We start from the raw sequence: 16,675 nt of genomic DNA on the forward strand, positions 1-16,675 counted from the left end.
CCGGCCGATTACGCTCGTCGTTCTTCCGCGGCATCAAACGGCTGCCGTGTCGTACGGGATGAGGTCGCTTCAAGCCACGCGTGAATCCGTTCGGCCACCTGGGCCCATTCGGGTTCGACCATCATGTTGTGGCCCATGTCGGGAAAGATCTCTGCTTGGGTGCGATAGGCGCGTGCGGTCTGATGTACTTCGCGCTGCGTGAAGCAGCCGTCGTTTTCGGCGCCCAGGACCAGCACGGGAGTGTCGACGCGATCCGGCGTGGGAAGATTGAGAAACAGCATGTCGAGGAACCACCGGCCCGCATATTCTTCCCCCAGCGGTGCGCTGTAGCGCACCACGTCGTCCTCCGGGGTGAATCGAGAATAGAAGTGCTCGCGCGCTAATTCGGGTGTGGCACCGATCAGATGTAATGACTTGGTAGTCAACAACGTTCGGACGGTATGCCACCGATGCTGTTTGCCTCTGCGCAACATGAACAAGGTGACGCCGCGCGGCGGTACGGAAGCGAGCAACACAGCGGCCGGGGCATCGTGTGATTCCAGGTACTTCTGAACCACGAAGCCGCCCATGGAGTGGCCGACCACTATCGGCGGTGTGGGCAGGCTCTTGGCAACGGAAGCGACATCGTCGACGTAATCCGCGATCGAACAGAAGTGATTTCGTTTGGGATCGACGCTCTTACCGTGGCCGCGAAGACTTACCGCCAGCGATGGATAACCCTTTTCGGCGAAGAAGTCCAAGAAGTGCTCGTCCCAGTACCAGGCGCCGTGCACGAAAAGCACCGGCGGCTTTCCGACGTCGCGGCCCGGCGCTTTTTCGATCACTTCGAGCATGAGCAGACTCCTTTGTCGCGCACTGAGACTAGCTTCTGGTCATTCTGGACGAGGGAAAAGGGCGATAATGACGTGACGCCGCGGAACCGAGGAAGTGCGCAACGTGACGGTGGATCCATCCGAACAGCACACGCTGGTCCTCACGGCCTTTCCTGTCGAGGCCGATGCGGTGCTGTCTCATACCACGCTCGACGTTGACCCGGTGGTGATCGCCGACCGTCGGCACTTCTACCTCGGCTCGATCCGCGGCAAGAAGGTCATCGTTGCGATGACCGGTATCGGCCTGGTCAACGCGACCGAGACCACTGAGACCGCATTAGCCCATTTCTCCAGTACCGTTGGCGCAGTGGTATTTTCGGGTGTTGCTGGCGGGGCCGGACGCACCGGCATTGCCGATGTCGCCATCCCGGCGCGATGGACGCTGGACAACGGCACGACGTTTCGTCCGGTCGATGCCGGCATGCTGGCCGCCGCCGAGACCCTTTCCGTCGCACTGGAGAGCACCAGGCGAATGCGGCATGAGCCGTTACTGCTGGTCGGCGGCGACGGCTGCAGCTACGACAACAACAACGGGCAGGCATTCCCGGGTATCCCGCACGGCGGCGGGGTGTTCGGCTGCCTACCGCGAACCGCGCCCGATCGCTCATTCTTTTACGCCGGCAACTTCTTTCAGGCGGCGTGGCCGTGGCTGAGGCACGGCCTGATCAGCAATGCGAAGGTGCTGGCGGCGGCGGATCCGGCCTTCGATGCGACGGACAGCGAGACGGCGGCGGCGCAGGCCGTCGCGGACGGGCACGGCGTGCCGTTCCTGGGCATCCGCGGCATGTCCGACGGACCGGGTGATCCACTTCGCCTGCCGGGCTTTCCGTTTCAGTTCTTCATCTACAAGAGGGTCGCCGCCGTCAATGCCGCGCGAGTGACGGCGGCCTTTCTCGGGCGTTGGCCCGGCGCGTGATCTATTCGGAGCCGCGCGCGACGGGGTGACTCGGATCCGAAGACCACTCGGACCACGAGCCCGGATACAGCGCCGTCTCGCGTCCCATCGCCGTAAGCGCCGCGACGACGATCGCGGCCGTCACGCCCGAGCCGCAGTAGGCGCCCAGCGGGCCGGCCTGGTCGATGCCGCGGTCGGACAACTGCTGGGCCAACGCCAAATCGCCGAGAAAGGTGCCGTCGGCCGCCAGCACCGAGCCGCTGGGCAGATTCCTCGCTCCGGGGATGTGGCCCGCGACGGCATCGACAGGCTCGGTGTCGCCGCGATAGCGCTCCGGTGCGCGCGCGTCGATCAGCGTCAGGGTGCCCGCGCCGGCTTGTTCGGCCGTCAGGGTGGGCAGGGCTCCGGCGTACAAATCATCATGGGGCACAGTGACATTGCCCGGCGCCGGAGTGACCGGGCCGGTCTCGAGGTCTTGCCCGGCCGCCCGCCATGCGCCCAGGCCGCCATCGAGGATGCGGACATTCATGAGCCCGGCCGCAGTCAGGACCCACCACGCTCGCGCGGAACCCGCCCGATTCCAGTCGTCATAGACCACGACCAACGAGTCCTGCTGGATACCCCAGCGGCGCGCGGCGGCCTCCAGGCTGCGCCCCGACGGCAGCGGGTGGCGGCCGCGCCCGGTCACGGTGTGATCGCTGAGGTCGTCGTCGAGCGACACGTAGACCGCGCCCGGGAGGTGGCCGTCGGTATAGGCCGCTCGCCCGTCGGGCTCGTCGAGCCGCCAACGCACATCCAAAATGGTCAGCGGATCGCCGGCTTCGATCAGTTCGGCCAGCTCCGTGGCGGTGATCAGCACCCCGTCGCGCCCTTCCACGGCACACCTCCTCGTTGTCTGCACCGAGCCTAGCCCAGGGCCGAAAGTGGCTCGGCTCAGCAAACAACGGCGTAGGGTCGCGATCATCACCGAGCGTCGATGGGAGCCGCGATGGCCAACTTCTATCGGGTAGCGCTCGCGGCGGGCCTCGCACTGGCTGTCGTGACGGCGACACCGGCCAACGCGATGCCGAATACCCAGTGCACGCTGGCGACTCCGGTAACCGAAGCGCACAGCTTGTCGCAGTTACCGCCGGAGCTCGTCAAACTTTTGCCGCCCATCGCCGACATCGGTGCCCCGTTCAACAAGACGGATTCGGTCGACGATCCCACGCTGCCTTTCCGGCGCCTGATCCGTGCCGGCAACCGGGGCGCCGACTGGTTCGTCTGGTACGAGCACGGCGGCGCCGGCTATTTCTGGCATGCGCTGGTGGCCCGCATCCTGCCCGGCAGCGCGCCGACGGTGACCGCGAATGCGGGAACCATTACCGACACCCTGTGCAGTCTCACCGATGGTGCGTTTACCGGCCAGGTCCCGCCCTACCCGCCGGGCTCGTGGGGTGCGGCCGACTTCTAGGCGGTGTTCTCGGTGTCGTCGTCCGGCCCGCCGATGACCGGCCCCAATGTCGCCAGCATGCCGGCCGCAGCCCGCTGCCAGGTGAAGTTCTCCGCCCGGCGCCGCGCGCACGTCCGGTGGTGATACTCGGGCAGGCTGATGACCGTGCCGACCGCTCTGGCAATGGCCTCCGGATGGTTGTCGGTCCACGCGCCGCTGTCCGGAGTGATGATCTCGGTGAGCGCTGAGGTGCGGGAGACCACCGCCGGCGTGCCGCAGGCCAGCGATTCCAGCGCGGCCAACCCGAACGTCTCATGCGGCCCCGGCGCCAGGGTGACGTCCGCCGAGGCCAGCAGCCCGGCGACGGTGTCCCGGTTGGAGACGAATCCGGTGAAGTCGATCGGCAGCCCGGTAGCTTGTCGCTGCAGCTTGGCCCGCATCGGCCCCTCGCCCATCACGACCAGTCGGGCGTCGACGCCGAAGTCGCACAGCGCGGCCAGCGCATCGATGCTGCGATCCGCCCGCTTCTCCACCGACAACCGGCCACAGTGGACCAACAGGAGCTGATTGGGAGTGGCCCATTGCCGGCGAACCAGGGGAGAGTGCCGACTCGGATGGAAGGTTTTCAGGTCCACACCCAGCGGTACGGTGACGACGTTCTTGGCGCCGATACGGTCGAATTCCTCGCGTGCGAAACCGGTAGTGCAGACCACAGTGTCGTAGTCGGCGGCGGTGCGGCCATTGGCGAAATCGGCGAGGCTGCGCGCCGGCCGACGCGGAAGTACCTGTCCGGTAAGGCGATCCAGACGCTCATGCGAAATCATCACGGTTGTGGCGCCGTGTTCGCGGCCCCACCGCCCGAGTGACCTCAATGTGAGCCGGTCGGAAACTTCGAGCGCATCGGGTTGCAGAGCTTCCAGCAGTCCCTTGACGGGACCCGGCATCACCGCTCGGTAACCCCCGGTAAAGGGAATCAACCAGGCGGGCATGGTGATTCGGACCACACCCGTCGGCAGCAGGGTACGCCCCGAACGCGGACCGGGAACGATCAAAAACACTTCGTGGCCGCTGGCGCTGTATTCCGCACCCAATCGATCCACCGCGGTACGAAGGCCGCCGGACCGCGGGCCATAGAAGTTGGCGACCTGTACAACGCGCATAAGCTGAGGACACGTGGCGCTTGTGTGCACTCAACGATGCAGGCCTGTCGTGTGCCTTAACAGTCCATGAATTCGGCCGACTAACCGCGGTCCTCGTCACGTCGGCCGCCGCCCTCCGCCTTGCCGATCTGCTCGGACAGGTTGTCCCCGGAAAGCCGGGCATCGAGAAACGCTCCGGAGGTCGGCAGGCTCAGATGCAGTTGTGATGCGCCGCTGACCGCGGCCTTTCCGCGCTGCAGGGTGAAATCGAGCACGTGGCCGCCAGCCGTGCGATCGCTGTTGAGGAAGTGCAGGTGATACCCGGCCACCGAGATACCCTGCTGGAATTGCGGGGTGCGGAAGCCGACCAGAACACCGGTCACATCGGTGAATCGGGTTTCGGCCTGGCCTTCGGTGGCTTCGGTCAGCGGTGGATAAGGCGGATGCTGCTCCATGACCGTGCGGGTGTGCAGGTCGGCGAACTGCCCGGTGACTCGGATCGCGTAGATCAGGTTGGCGCTTTCGATCTCGCGGTCGATCGCGCCGAGGACATCGGCTTGCCCGGTGCGGGATTCGATGTCGATCTCGAAATCGGCGTGAAAACGGGTCACCGCGGCGAATGGACTGCGATCGTTTTGTGCTGCGCGAGTGGCGGTTCCGTCGGGACGCAAGCGATAGCAGACGCCGTCGACGATGACCATCTCGCCGTCGAGGTGGTTGAAGGTGCCCAAGCCGAAGTCGCCGTGGCGCAGGATCTCGGCGACGGTGACGTCGCCGTCGTAGATGCCCTCGAGCAGGGCGCTGATCGTCGAGAATTGGTAGACCTCGGCGCCGTCTTTGGCGCGCTGATGTTCGAGAAGTGTTGCGGCCCAGTGGCGGAAGTGGTCGTACGCGTTCATAGTTGCGCTTACTCGAATGCGTCGTCGTGCAGATGCGCCGCGAGTTCGGTATTGCGGCTGTAGTCTACGGGGACGTCGATCAACGAGGGGCCGTCCTCGGCGAGAGCCCGGCGCAATGTGGTAGCGAATTCCTCGAGAGTATTCACGCGGTATCCGTGGGCTCCGAATGTCGCTGCGTAGCAAACGATATCGTAGTCGCCGAGCTGCACACCGGAGGTGCGCCCATACTTCAGGACTTCCTGAAAAGCCACCATGTCGTAGGCGTTGTCGCGCAGGATGATGTGCGTGAACGTCAATCCCAGCCGGGTCGCGGTTTCGAGTTCTTGGGCGGAGAACAGGAATCCGCCGTCACCGGACACGGACACCACGTGCGTGCCGGGCCGCACCAGGCATGCGGCCATCGCCCACGGCAACGCGACGCCCAGGGTTTGTTGGCCGTTGGAGAACAACAGCCGTCGGGGTTCGTAGACCCGGAAGTGGCGGTCCAGGTAGATGTAGACCGAGCCGATGTCGCAGGTGATGGTTGCCTCGTCGTCAAGTTCTTCGCGCAGCCGCAAGAGCACGGCTACCGGGTTGAGTCCGGCGCCGCCAGACTCGTGGCTGCACTCGGCTAGGTCGATGTCCGCCAATGCTTTTCGCTGCTCGGCGATCCCAACTCGATAGTCGTCCGTCAAGATGAGGCCGGTCAGGTTGCCGGCCAACGCTTTTAGCGTGTCCGCGACATTGCCGAGCAGCTCGCAGGTCGGCTGATAGTGATTGTCGATCTCGGCGGGGATCGAGTCGACGTGCACGAGGGTGCGTTCGACGTCGCTGTTCCACAGCACCGGGTCGTATTCGACGGCGTCGTATCCGACCGTGATCAAGACGTCGCAATGGGCGACGATCACGTCGCCGGGCTGGTTGCGGAACAGGCCGACGCGGCCGAGGAAGTTGTCCTCGAGTTCGCGGGAGATCACGCCGGCCGCCTGGAATGTCTCGACGACGGGCAGGCCGGTGCCGGCGACCAGCTGGCGCAGCGCGGCGCAGCTGTCGGGGTCGGCGCCGCGGATCCCGACCAGCAGTGCCGGGCGACGTGCGGCGCGGATCAGCTCGCTTGCTTTGGCGATCGCATCGGTGGGGGCGCTGGCCAGCGGGGGGATCGGCATGCGGGCCGTGATTCCGTCGCTGGTGGGTGCGGCCAGGACGTCGGCGGGCAGCACGACGGCGGCCGCGCCGCGTGGCTCGGTCACGGCGGCGCGAAAGGCGCCGACGACGGCCTCGGCGATGTTGTCCGGGTCGTTGACCTCGCCGGTGTATTTGGTGACCGTTCTGAGCAGTGCCGCGGCGTCCATGGACTGATGGGTGCGCTTGAGACGGTCCTTGCGGCCGACTGCCCCGCATAACGCGACGACGGGATCCTGCTCGGTGTTCGCGGTCAGCAGCCCCGTCACGAGATTGGTGGTTCCCGGGCCGGACGTCACCAGCACGACGCCCGGGGTGCCGGTGAGGCGACCGATCGCACCGGCGATGAATGCCGCGTTCTGTTCGTGGCGGCACACCACCAGTTTTGGCCCGCCGTCGACCAGCGCGTCGTACACGGCGTCGATCTTGGCGCCGGGCACGCCGAAGACGTATTCGACCCCCTGCGCCGACAACACATCGACGACCTTTTGCGCGCTGCGCACGGGGTTCGTGGACATGGGCCCCACGCTACCGCCGGGCTCGCCGTTGTTCAGTGTGCGTTCAGGGCTTTGAGTGTGCCTGCATCCTGGGCGGCGACGATTCACACTGGACGGGGGGTGGGGCAGTCAACGCTTGCCCCAGTCCCAGCGTGGGGTGCTCAGCAGGTCCTGGCCGGCGATACGGGTTTCGCCCCAGTCTTTGTAGAGCTCGATCACGTCGGCCCCATCGGCCTGTTCCAGCAGTGAGCGGGAATGCGTGACGACCACCACCTGAGTCTGCTCGGCAGCGGCGCGGATCAGCGCGGCAAGCGGGCGCACCAGATCGGGATGCAGCGAGGTCTCCGGCTCGTTGAGCACCATCAGCGACGGCGCCTCCGGGCTCAACAGCGCGGCGGCCCACAACAGGAATCGTAGTGTGCCGTCAGATAATTCGGCCGCGCGCAACGGGCGCAGCATGCCACGCTGGCGCAGCTGCAGGTCGAACAATCCGTCGTGGATGGCAACCGAGATCGTGGCGCCGTCGAATGCGTCTGCGACGACCCGGCTTAACTCGTCGGACCCCGATTCGAGGATCGTCTGAATCGCCGCGGCCAGGTCGCTGCCGTCGTCGGAGAGCACGGGGGTGCGAGTGCCCACCTGCGGGTACCGGGCCGGCGCCCCGCTGTCGACGCGAAAGCCGTCATAGAACCGCCACCCGCGCAGCCGCTCCCGCACGGCCGCGAGTTCGGGAAGGGCGTGTGGGTTGGCGTACTCGGCGAGCACGCTGCGGTACAACGGCAACGTGCGGGTCAGCTCGTCAAAACCGTTGCCGGAGTTGACGGCTTCGGCGAACGGCAGCGAACGGCGCACCAGCGTCGCGCTCGGCCGCAGCACCGGGCCGGCGAACAACACTTCCCGTTTGATCTCGGGATCGCGGGCAAAGACCGACTTGCCGGCCGACTGCGGGAGACCCAGGTCTACCAGATAACCGAAATCGTCTGCAGCGAAGCCCATTTCGAGCGACACGGGCCTAGTACGAACCGTGCCCTGGGTCTTCTGCGAGCGTCGCGCGCCCTTCAGTTGCTCGGGCCCGGCCCAGAGCACCGATTGCAGCCCGCCCTCGCGGGCCAACGAGCCGATGACCTCGCCGCGGCCGCAATCCGCCAGCAGTCGCAGCGCGCGGTACACCGACGACTTTCCGGCGCCGTTGGCTCCCGTGATGATCGACAGCCGACCCAGCGGCAGGATGACCTCGCGTAGCGAGCGGTACCCGCGGATGGCGACCGTCTGCAACATCCCGCCGACTGTACGGTCACCGACCGACGCGTTGTCAGCTGTCGGCGGTGTCGAGCAGCTGCACCTCTTCGAGATCCATCTCGGCCTGCAGTTCGCGCAGCACGATGTCGTCGATGACCCGTTGATTGCGCAGTGTGGTGATGGCCCGGCGTTTGTGATCGAGCACGCCGAGGCGCACCCGCCGAACCAGCTCGTTGCGCTCGGTCAAGGTGTTCGTCGAATCGTCGCCGTTCTCCGCGATCAGCGCCGCGTGCTCTTCGTATTTTTTTGCAAGCGGGCCAACAGTTTTGGGCTGGCTCCGAGCTCGGCGGCCACCACGGGTAAGGCCTCGAGAGCTGCTTGAGTCCCTCGACAGCGGGCCAGTTGCAGCTCGTTGGTGTACTCGACATCCTCGGGCATGCGCGCCCAACGGACGACCGCGGGCAGCGTGATGCCCTGGACCAGCACGGTCGTGAGGATGACGACGACCACGATGAAAAACAGCAGGCTGCGGTCGGGAAACGGCGCGCCGCTCAGCGTGGTCGTCGGGACGGCGAGTGCGGCGGCCAGCGACACGGCGCCGCGGAATCCGGCCCAGGCGGTCACGAAGCGCTGGCGGAACGGCACCCGGCGTTCACGTTGTACCGCGCGGCGGTCGATCAGTCGCAGTAACAGCGTGGTGATCTCGCCCCAGAAAATCCGGGACCCGACGACGACGGCGGTGACGGCGAGAGCGATGAACAGCGCGTGGCGGATGCCGCCGTCGACACCGTTGATGCCACGCACCGCGCCGGGGATCTGCACCCCGACGAACACCCACAGCGAACCGTTGATCAGGAATGTCGCCATGTCCCAGAAGCCGTAGGACAGCAGCCGGGAGCGGGCCCGGATCACCACCGGCCCCGAGTAGGCGAGCACCAGGGCCGATACCAGCACCGCGACCACGCCGCTGCAGTCCAGCGCCTGGGCGAGCAGGAACGCCGCGAACGGCGTAAGCAGGCTCATGGCTCCTTCTTCTTGCGGCGCGTCGATCCGCTTGCGCGCCAAGGTCACCAAGCCGCCGACCAGCAGCCCGGCCGCGATACCGCCGAGGTAGGAGGTGACGAAGCGCAGGACCAGGTCGGGCGGGCTGATCTCGGCCCCGCCGATCGCGACGTGGACGGTGACGAAGAACAGCACCAGCGCCGTTCCGTCGTTGATGAGGCTTTCGCCGCGCAGCACGGTCAGCGTGCGCCGCGGCAACTTTTTCGCCAGGCCGGCGACGGCGGCGGCGGCGGTGGGGGAGAGCACGGCGCCCAGGACCGCAGCCGTGTGGGATTCCATGCCGAGGGCGCGCGCCGTCCATGACACCCCGACCGCGGTCACGATCACCAGAAGGACGCTCAACAGGATGATGATCCGGGCGTTTGCCCGCAGCTCACGGATGCTGGTGCCCAGGCCCTCCCAGTACAGGATCGCCGGCAAGAACAGCAGCAGGATGATCTCACCGTTGATGTGAATGTGAGCGTAAGCGGGAATCAGGCCCAGCAGCGTGCCGAGAAAAATGAGTAACACCGGCGGGCCCACGCGATAGCGCCGGCCCAGCACCGTCCCGACGATGACGGCCGACACGAGCGTAACGATGACTTCGAGCCCAAACACGTGCCCATCCTGCCGTACGAGACGGCGTCTAGTTACCTGGGCCGAAACACGTCACAAACACGTAATGGCGCAACGGGTTCGATGAACTGCCCTACGAGCAGTCGCAGCAGCTGCCGCAATCACAGCAGTCACCGCAGTCGCAGCAGCAGTCGCAACCATCGCAGCAGCAGATGCAGGCGCCGTCGCCGCGGCCGCCTTTGCGCTTCACGCCGGCGCCGGGGGTTTCGCCGTCGGGGATTTCGCCCGTCGGGTAGCCGGCGCCGACAGGTTGGTTGCCGAAGTTGATGGGTTCTTGCTGGCCGTGCGGGGTGCCGCAGGTGGTGTGGCCGGACCGGCTGAAGGTGCGCGAGATCGCGCGTCGCACCTCGCGGGTCAACAGCTTGTTGGCCAGCCGGCCGTCGGTGAATTCGACGTCGGCCAGGGCCAATTCGATGCCGAGTGCCGCGTCGTCGCACAAGGCGCGGGCCTGGTCGATCGGAGTTTCGGTGGCGGCCAACGGGTTCCACTTACCCCGGACCAGGTCGTCGTCGTAGTCCTCGACGGCGTCGAGCAGGTGCGCGATCCGCCCGAACAGCTGCCCGATCTCGCGCAGCGGCGCCTGATTGTCGGGGCGGCCGGCCAGCACCGCTGTGTAGGCGAATGCTTCGGCGACCGCGGTTTCGGTGGGTTCGGTCACCAGCAGCAGTGAGCTGCCAGGCCCGGCCGTCGCCTCGAGCTCGGCTTGGCGGTCCATCGCGGCGATCAGCACGCCGGTGTCAAAGCCGAGGGTGTGGCCGGTGTCGGTGCCCTGGCGCACCCAGCGCTCGGCGATGCGGCGCGCGGCCGGGCGCACGCCGGCCGCCCCCACCATGCCGTCGTGGTCGTCGACGTGATCGCGGACCCGCGCCGCGGCCAGGGCCAGCGACACGACGGCGGCCAGTCGCGCGCAGTCGCCGGTGGCCACGTCGGCGCGCCGCATGCCGCGCCCCGGGCAGGGCCCGGCCTTGCGGCGGCTGGGCTGCTCGGGAGACTGCGCCTCGACCAGAAGCGAGACCACGAGGCCGTCGTAGTTGGTCGCTATCCGTGCGGACTGGCCGTAGTCGTCGCGCAGGGCCAGGCACAATCCGCACAATTGGGCGGTCCAGGCTGCTGCGAGCTCGCTGCCAAGTCGATGACGGCAGGGCCGGATGATGCCGAACATCTCACTGAAGCTACCGGACGTCCAGCAAACCTGGGGACCGAAACGCGAGCCTACTTTGGCGCAGGGCAGGGCTTGGGAAAGGTGACCGGCTTACCCACCCGATCCATCGCGGTGCGGAGCTGCCGCATGCCGGCCTGGTACATGTCCGGGGTAGCGGCCGACCAGATGGTCGAGGTGCAGGTGGCGGTGTCGCAGCCGCCGCCGAATGTGATCGACGGCCCGGTTTTCACCGTGACGCACTGACACTTGGCGCGGGCCGGGTTGACGGGATCGATCTCGCATTCCACGTCGAGGCAGTTCGCCCAGGGCGCCCCGGCCGGGCAGCTCAGCACAGCGAAGTTCGCGTTGATGTTGACCGTCGAGAAGGCCGACCGGATCTTGTTGCCGGATTGGGCCCGCTCGATGCAGTTCTTCGATCCGATCGAGTTGCCGTTGACGACGACGCAGTCGCAGACCGAGATGTTGGGATGGTGATCATCACAAACCTCCAGGTGCGGATGGCCGAACGGCAACATTGTCCGCCCCGCCATAATGGAGGTGATGACTTTCGTGAAGATCAGGCTCTCCGTGACCGTCGCGATTCTCGTCTCGTCGATAGTGGTGGGTTGCCACTTCGAGAGCAGAAACCCGCCGACGGCCAAGGCGCTCGTGGTTCCCATGGAACAGGTGCTGAAGCAGAGCAACATCACCGAGAACGTCACGCTGGCGGTGGGGAACACTCTCAAACTGCAGTTGGGCTCGAACTACAGCACCCCATTTCGGTGGCAGGCCGACGCGAAGATCGGCGACGGGTCGATCATCGAGCAAACCAGTCACCAGTACGTGCACCCGAGCACCGACGCGTTGGGAGCGCCCGGTAACGAGGTGTGGATGTTCTCGGCGCTGAAGCCGGGGACAACGACGATTTCCACCTATTACTCCAGCATTGTGGGCAAGAACACCGCACCGGTGTGCCAGTACACGGCGATCGTGACTGTGCAGTAAAACGACCACGGAGCCGCGGCTCCTCAGCTAACGTCTGCCTGTGCTTGCCTTTCTTCGCAACTGGTCGCAATTGACCAATGTGCCCGCCGAGCTGCACGACGAGCTCGAGGCCGAGGGACTCATCTTCCTGGCCCAGCGGGTCGGTGTCGTGCGCCATTTCAGCGGGCATGTTCCGGGCGTCTTTTCCGCCTCGGGTGTCTCGCGCTACCTGGGCGCATTCGCGTTCAGCGCCGCGCGGGTCGTCGCCACGTTTCCCACGCGCGGGGATGCCAATCTGCGGTCCATGGACTGCGCCTGGGATGCTGCGCGCGGCCCGGCCGCCGCGACGATCACCAAGAAGGGTCTGCTGATCGACATCGACTTGCGCGGTGTGGACCGTGCCTTCAGCGGGTCGATGAAACTGCACTACAAGAGGCAGATTCCCGACGAAGTGCTGGAGCGACTGCCGGTGACTTCGCTGCGGTCTACGGTGGATCCGGTGTTCGTCTACCGCGCTGCCGGAGTGCGTCCCAAATGAGTGCACCGTCGATTTTCACTTCGACCCGATGTGCCCCTTCGCGTTTCAGACGTCATTGTGGATTCGTGACGTCCGCGAACAACTGGGCATCACCGTCAATTGGCGGTTCTTCAGCCTGGAAGAGATCAACCGGGTCGAGGGCAAGAAGCATCCGTGGGAGCGGGACTGGTCCTACGGCTGGTCGCTGATGCGGATCGGCGCACTGCTGCGGCGCACCGACATGTCCTTGGTCGACCGGTGGTACGCCGCGATCGGCGACGAGCTGCACACCCTCGGCGGCAAGCCGCACGAGCCCGCAGTGGCGCGAAAGTTGTTGGGCGACATCGGCGTCGACGACGCGATTCTCGATGCGGCACTTGCCGACCCAAGCACGCACGACGAGGTTCGCGCCGAGCATCAGCACGTGGTGGACGCCGGTGGCTACGGTGTCCCGACGCTGTTCATCGACGGGCAATGCCTGTTCGGCCCGGTGTTGGTGGACCCGCCGACCGGGCCGGCGGCGCTGAAACTGTGGGACGTCGTGCTCGGGATGGCCGAGCTGCCGCATGTCTACGAACTTCAGCGGCCCAAGTCAGCCGCCGATGCCGGGCTGATCGGGAAGAGCCTGCGGCCATACCTCGATGGGCGCGATTGGGTCAGCATCAACCGCGGTGAGGTCATCGACGTCGACCGGCTCGCCGGCCGCGGTTAACGCAGCCGGCGGGCGACCTCTCCGTACCGTTCGAAGTGCTCTTGGTCGCCCAGTGCGTTGTAAAGGGCTGCGCGGGTAGCGATTCCGCCGTACTTCTGAGATAGCGCGTCGGCCAGGCCATCCCACGTCGACTCGGTGGCGAAGGCCGCGATGTGCTCGTCGCTGATTTGGGCCGCCATGCCCGCGAAGTCGCCGGCCTTCTGCTTCTCGCGAATGCGGGCCGTGGTCCCCTCGAACCCTGCCTCGTCCCAGATGAACGCGTAGTTGGGGGTGCTGCCGTAGAAGGCCATGCTGGCGCGCACCGTCTCGCGTTGGGCGTCGCGCTCCTCGTCGGTGTCGCCAACGATCGTCATCGCCGGGACGATCACCGCGACGTCCGATGGCGAGCGCCCGGCCTTCTCCGCGCCGGCGGCAAGGTTCGGCAGCACATGACGTTTCAGATAGCCGAGTTCGCCGAGCGGGTGGACGTGCACGCCGTCGGCCACCTCGCCGGCCATCCGCAGCATCCACGGATTCACCGCTGCGACATCGACTTTGGGGTCCGGCTCGTCGATCGGGCCGGCGCTCCACTGCGGGGTGATGAAGTCGAGGTTGTAAAACTCGCCGTGGTGATCCAGCTTGCCGGTGCGAAACGCCGAAAAGCAGGCCTTCACCGCCAGCACGTAGTCGCGCAGCCGCGGACCGGGACGTTCGAACTCGACACCGTAGCGGCGCACGACGTGCGTGCGGACCTGCGTGCCCAGGCCCAGCCGGAAGTTGCCGCCGGTCGCCTCCTGTAGCTCCCAGGCCTCGGCGGCGGTGACGAAGGGACTGCGCGGGAAGGCAACCGCGACACCGGTGGACAGCTGGAGTCCGGGCGCGGCCTGCGAGGCTACCGCCGCGTTGAGGTAGGCGGTGCGCCCGGTCTCGGTGAACAGCAGGCCGGAGAAGCCCGCGGCCAGCGTGCGCCGGGCCGCGTCGCCGATCTTGGTCAACGGTTGCGGAACCGTCATGACGTCAATGTGCACGGCACAACCTTATGTGATTCGGTTTCCAGGCCCGTGACTACTGAGTCGCGAGCGTGGCGTTGCAGGAGACCAGTGGAATCTCGGAAGCGTGCAACGGTGGGCAGAAGAAGTTGCCTTGCACGGCGTCGCAACCGTATTCCTTGAGCCGCAGCGCGGTTTCGGCGTCGCCGACGCCCTCGGCGATCGTGGCGATGCCGAACGTCGTCGTCAACTCGATCACCGCTCGCACAATCGTGGCGGCCCGGTCGTCGTGCAGGATCGGCGCGACGAAGAGGCGGTCGAGTTTGACGTCGTCGATGGGCAGTTCGCGCAGATAGGTGAGCGAGGCGTAACCGCTGCCGAAGTCGTCGATCGCGACCCGGACGCCGGACTCGCGCAGGCGATCGAGCACCGCTCGAGCCTTGGCGAGGTCGGCCACCAACATGTCCTCGGTGATCTCGATCGTGAGCGAACTGGGGGACATGCCGCGCACGTCGAGCACGGACATGATGCGGTCGGGCAGGGCGTCTTCGTCCAACGAGGGCGCCCACAAGTTGATCGCAACGGGGATGGCCGCGCCGGCTGCGTACCAGTCCGATGCGTCGGCGACCGCCCGTGACAGCACCAGGTCCGTCACAGCCTCCATGAGCCCGTGGTCGCGGACCAGCGGTAAGAACTCGCCGGGTTCCAGCGTGCCGAGTTCGGGATGTTCCCATCGCACCAATGCTTCGGCGCCACAGACGGATCCGGTCGCCATGTCGAATTTCGGCTGGTACAGCAGCGTCAGCAGGCGATCGTCGATGGCGCGTCGCAGTTCGCCCAGCAGTTGCAGCCGGGCCATGCTGTCGTCGTGGGTCGGGTGTTTGCCGAGCTGGGCCGTCATGCCGGCGGTGAAAGTCTGCACATCGGTCGAGCTCGACTGCTGGGCCCAGCTCCGGGCTGTGCCGGCCTGTTCGAGAAGCTCGCCGGGCATCAGGGCCGAGCCGCCCTGCGATCCCGCCGAGGCCACGCCGATGTTGAGTTGGATGTGCAGCCGGTGATTCTCGAGGTCGAGGGGCTCGTCGAAGGCGTAGACGAGTTTGCGGGCAACCCGTGCCGCCACCTCGGGGCGGTCTTCGACCAGGATCGCGAATTCGTCTCCGCTCATCCGCGCGACCGTGTCGACCGCACGGACATTCTGTTGGATCCGCACCCCGACGCCGCGCAGTAGTTCGTCGCCGACGGCATAACCGAGCGTGTCATTGACCATTTTGAAGTCACTGATATTGAGTGCGATCACGCTGACTGGCACGGCGTTATGAATGTGCAACCGGGCCGCGTGCGTCAGCCGATCATCAAATAGTCGTCGATTCGCCAGCCCGGTCAACGGATCCCGCAGGGCGGCATCCGAGAGCGCGGCGGCCAGATGTTGTTTTCGGTCGAGCAGTAGTAAGTGGCGGGCCAGCATGGTGAGGAAGAGCAGCACGCAGACCGTGAAGATGAACGCATCCGCCCGGTTGGTCGGCCAAAAATGCACACCGCCGACGGCGATCGCCAGCAGCACCGGCCCATAGGGCAGCCACAGCGACGTTCTCGACAGTGGCTGAGAAAAACCGAGGTCGAGGTCGGGTGCGGGTCGAGACGCAATTGCCGACAGCGCGACGAAGTAGATTCCGGTGGCCCAGCCGAAAATCACCAGATCATTCGGCACTTGTTCGGGGTGGTCGCCGTAGAGGCGCATTATCCCGGCCACCGCAATAGTGCCCCACCCGAGAGTCATGAACGTCGGTGAGAGTTTGCGGCGCGGCTCGGCTTTCCGCACGGTGATTATCGACACGACAACCAGCCCGACATACACGGCAGTGGCAATGGCCAACATCATTTGGGGTAGGGCGATTATCGCCGAAGGTGAGCGGAAGTGGCCCAGCACCAGAATGGCCAACACGGTCAACAGTGACGTCGCGACGAGGATGCCGTCAAGCAGGAGACCCATGCCGAATCGGGCGTCGTCGCGGCTGGGCAGCGTGACCGCGGTGGCCAGCGCGCAGATGGGCAACACAACGAAGCCAAGGTTGGCCGGCGAGATACCCGCCATCGCCGGAATGCCGCCCACCGTGAAGTACCACCACACCGATTGGCCGGCCGTCCAGGCAGCCAACCCGATACTCAGCACGGTCCACGCCAGCCGTTGGCGGCCTTGGGCCATCCGAGCGGCGACGACGGCGCAGCCATTCGAAAATACGCTCAGAATCCAGAGTCCGACCGGACCGGTGAGCGCGTGATCCGAAGGGCTACTTCTGGTGAACAACAACACGCCGAACACGAGCAGACCGACAGTCGCCAACAGAGCTAACCTAGTTCGGCGTCGTGTCAGTGAGAACATTTCTCCTGCCCTGTCGTATGCGGTTGTCCGATGCAGGATAAGGCACGGTGCGGGCCTAAGTGATCTAGATAGCGGCCCTTTTAACAATTTGGTCGAAACGTATTCGGGTTGTTACGCGGTCGGCTCTCGCCTAGCAAAAGTGGCTCCCGTGATTGCGATTAA

15 protein-coding genes and 1 pseudogene are annotated in these 16,675 nt (G+C 65.9%); 5 read left to right on the forward strand and 11 right to left on the reverse strand.

The genetic code is table 11. The features are described from left to right. Positions 1–8: 8 nt before the first annotated feature. The gene (locus G6N54_RS00190) at positions 9–833 is read right to left on the reverse strand and encodes an alpha/beta hydrolase (protein ID WP_163788030.1); all 825 of its coding nucleotides are present in this window, start codon (positions 831–833) and stop codon (positions 9–11) included. Between the two features lie 103 nt (positions 834–936). Between G6N54_RS00190 and G6N54_RS00195 the strand changes: the two genes are divergently transcribed. Next, positions 937–1,788, forward strand: coding sequence for a 5'-methylthioadenosine/S-adenosylhomocysteine nucleosidase family protein (locus tag G6N54_RS00195; protein ID WP_232073186.1), 852 nt, complete (start codon positions 937–939; stop codon positions 1,786–1,788). A gap of 1 nt (position 1,789) precedes the next feature. Here the strand turns inward: G6N54_RS00195 and G6N54_RS00200 are convergent, their stop codons facing one another. Beyond that, entirely contained in the window at positions 1,790–2,644 is an 855-nt protein-coding gene (locus G6N54_RS00200) for a sulfurtransferase (RefSeq protein WP_163788031.1), read from the reverse strand. Between the two features lie 111 nt (positions 2,645–2,755). Here G6N54_RS00200 and G6N54_RS00205 point away from each other — a divergent pair, with 111 nt between their 5' ends. Continuing rightward, entirely contained in the window at positions 2,756–3,220 is a 465-nt protein-coding gene (locus G6N54_RS00205; protein ID WP_232073189.1) for a hypothetical protein, read from the forward strand. Here G6N54_RS00205 and G6N54_RS00210 read toward each other — a convergent pair. From G6N54_RS00210 to G6N54_RS00240, 7 genes and pseudogenes are all read right to left on the reverse strand, one after another. Then, positions 3,217–4,359 (reverse strand): glycosyltransferase, encoded by a 1,143-nt coding sequence (locus G6N54_RS00210; RefSeq protein ID WP_163788032.1) that lies wholly within the window; start codon positions 4,357–4,359, stop codon positions 3,217–3,219. The genes G6N54_RS00205 and G6N54_RS00210 overlap by 4 nt on opposite strands. An 80-nt stretch (positions 4,360–4,439) precedes the next feature. After that, a complete protein-coding gene (gene budA, locus G6N54_RS00215; RefSeq protein ID WP_163788033.1) occupies positions 4,440–5,237 on the reverse strand; it encodes an acetolactate decarboxylase in 798 nt (265 codons plus the stop codon). Between the two features lie 8 nt (positions 5,238–5,245). Beyond that, a complete protein-coding gene (alsS, locus tag G6N54_RS00220; protein WP_163788034.1) occupies positions 5,246–6,916 on the reverse strand; it encodes an acetolactate synthase AlsS in 1,671 nt (556 codons plus the stop codon). A 108-nt stretch (positions 6,917–7,024) separates the two neighbouring features. After that, positions 7,025–8,173: an AAA family ATPase gene (locus tag G6N54_RS00225; protein WP_163788035.1), complete on the reverse strand. Its 1,149-nt coding sequence runs from the start codon at positions 8,171–8,173 to the stop codon at positions 7,025–7,027. 34 nt (positions 8,174–8,207) lie between these two features. Continuing rightward, positions 8,208–9,793, reverse strand: a pseudogene (locus G6N54_RS00230) (Na+/H+ antiporter). A gap of 91 nt (positions 9,794–9,884) precedes the next feature. After that, on the reverse strand, positions 9,885–10,973 hold the full coding sequence (locus G6N54_RS00235) for a DUF5685 family protein (RefSeq protein ID WP_163788036.1): 1,089 nt from the start codon (positions 10,971–10,973) through the stop codon (positions 9,885–9,887). A gap of 50 nt (positions 10,974–11,023) precedes the next feature. Then, on the reverse strand, positions 11,024–11,503 hold the full coding sequence (locus G6N54_RS00240) for a hypothetical protein (protein WP_163788037.1): 480 nt from the start codon (positions 11,501–11,503) through the stop codon (positions 11,024–11,026). Positions 11,504–11,522: 19 nt separating this feature from the next. On the opposite strand from G6N54_RS00240, the gene G6N54_RS00245 reads away from it, so the two are divergent. From G6N54_RS00245 to G6N54_RS00255, 3 genes are read left to right on the forward strand one after another with little or no spacing between them, the layout of a single operon-like run. Beyond that, positions 11,523–11,957, forward strand: a complete 435-nt coding sequence (locus G6N54_RS00245; RefSeq protein WP_163794339.1) for a protease inhibitor I42 family protein — start codon at positions 11,523–11,525, stop codon at positions 11,955–11,957. Between the two features lie 40 nt (positions 11,958–11,997). Further along, positions 11,998–12,474: a hypothetical protein gene (locus G6N54_RS00250; RefSeq protein ID WP_163788038.1), complete on the forward strand. Its 477-nt coding sequence runs from the start codon at positions 11,998–12,000 to the stop codon at positions 12,472–12,474. Then, on the forward strand, positions 12,452–13,165 hold the full coding sequence (locus tag G6N54_RS00255; RefSeq protein ID WP_264078310.1) for a mycothiol-dependent nitroreductase Rv2466c family protein: 714 nt from the start codon (positions 12,452–12,454) through the stop codon (positions 13,163–13,165). Before G6N54_RS00250 ends, G6N54_RS00255 begins: the two co-directional genes overlap by 23 nt. On the opposite strand, the gene G6N54_RS00260 is transcribed toward G6N54_RS00255, so the two are convergent. Together G6N54_RS00260 and G6N54_RS00265 are read right to left on the reverse strand one after the other, a co-directional pair. Continuing rightward, positions 13,162–14,172 (reverse strand): TIGR03617 family F420-dependent LLM class oxidoreductase, encoded by a 1,011-nt coding sequence (locus tag G6N54_RS00260; RefSeq protein ID WP_163788040.1) that lies wholly within the window; start codon positions 14,170–14,172, stop codon positions 13,162–13,164. The genes G6N54_RS00255 and G6N54_RS00260 overlap by 4 nt on opposite strands. A gap of 37 nt (positions 14,173–14,209) precedes the next feature. Then, positions 14,210–16,474, reverse strand: a complete 2,265-nt coding sequence (locus G6N54_RS00265; protein WP_163788041.1) for a putative bifunctional diguanylate cyclase/phosphodiesterase — start codon at positions 16,472–16,474, stop codon at positions 14,210–14,212. Positions 16,475–16,675 lie beyond the last annotated feature (201 nt).

It is taken from the genome of Mycobacterium stomatepiae, assembly GCF_010731715.1.
GTDB classification, from domain to species: Bacteria; Actinomycetota; Actinomycetes; order Mycobacteriales; family Mycobacteriaceae; genus Mycobacterium; species Mycobacterium stomatepiae.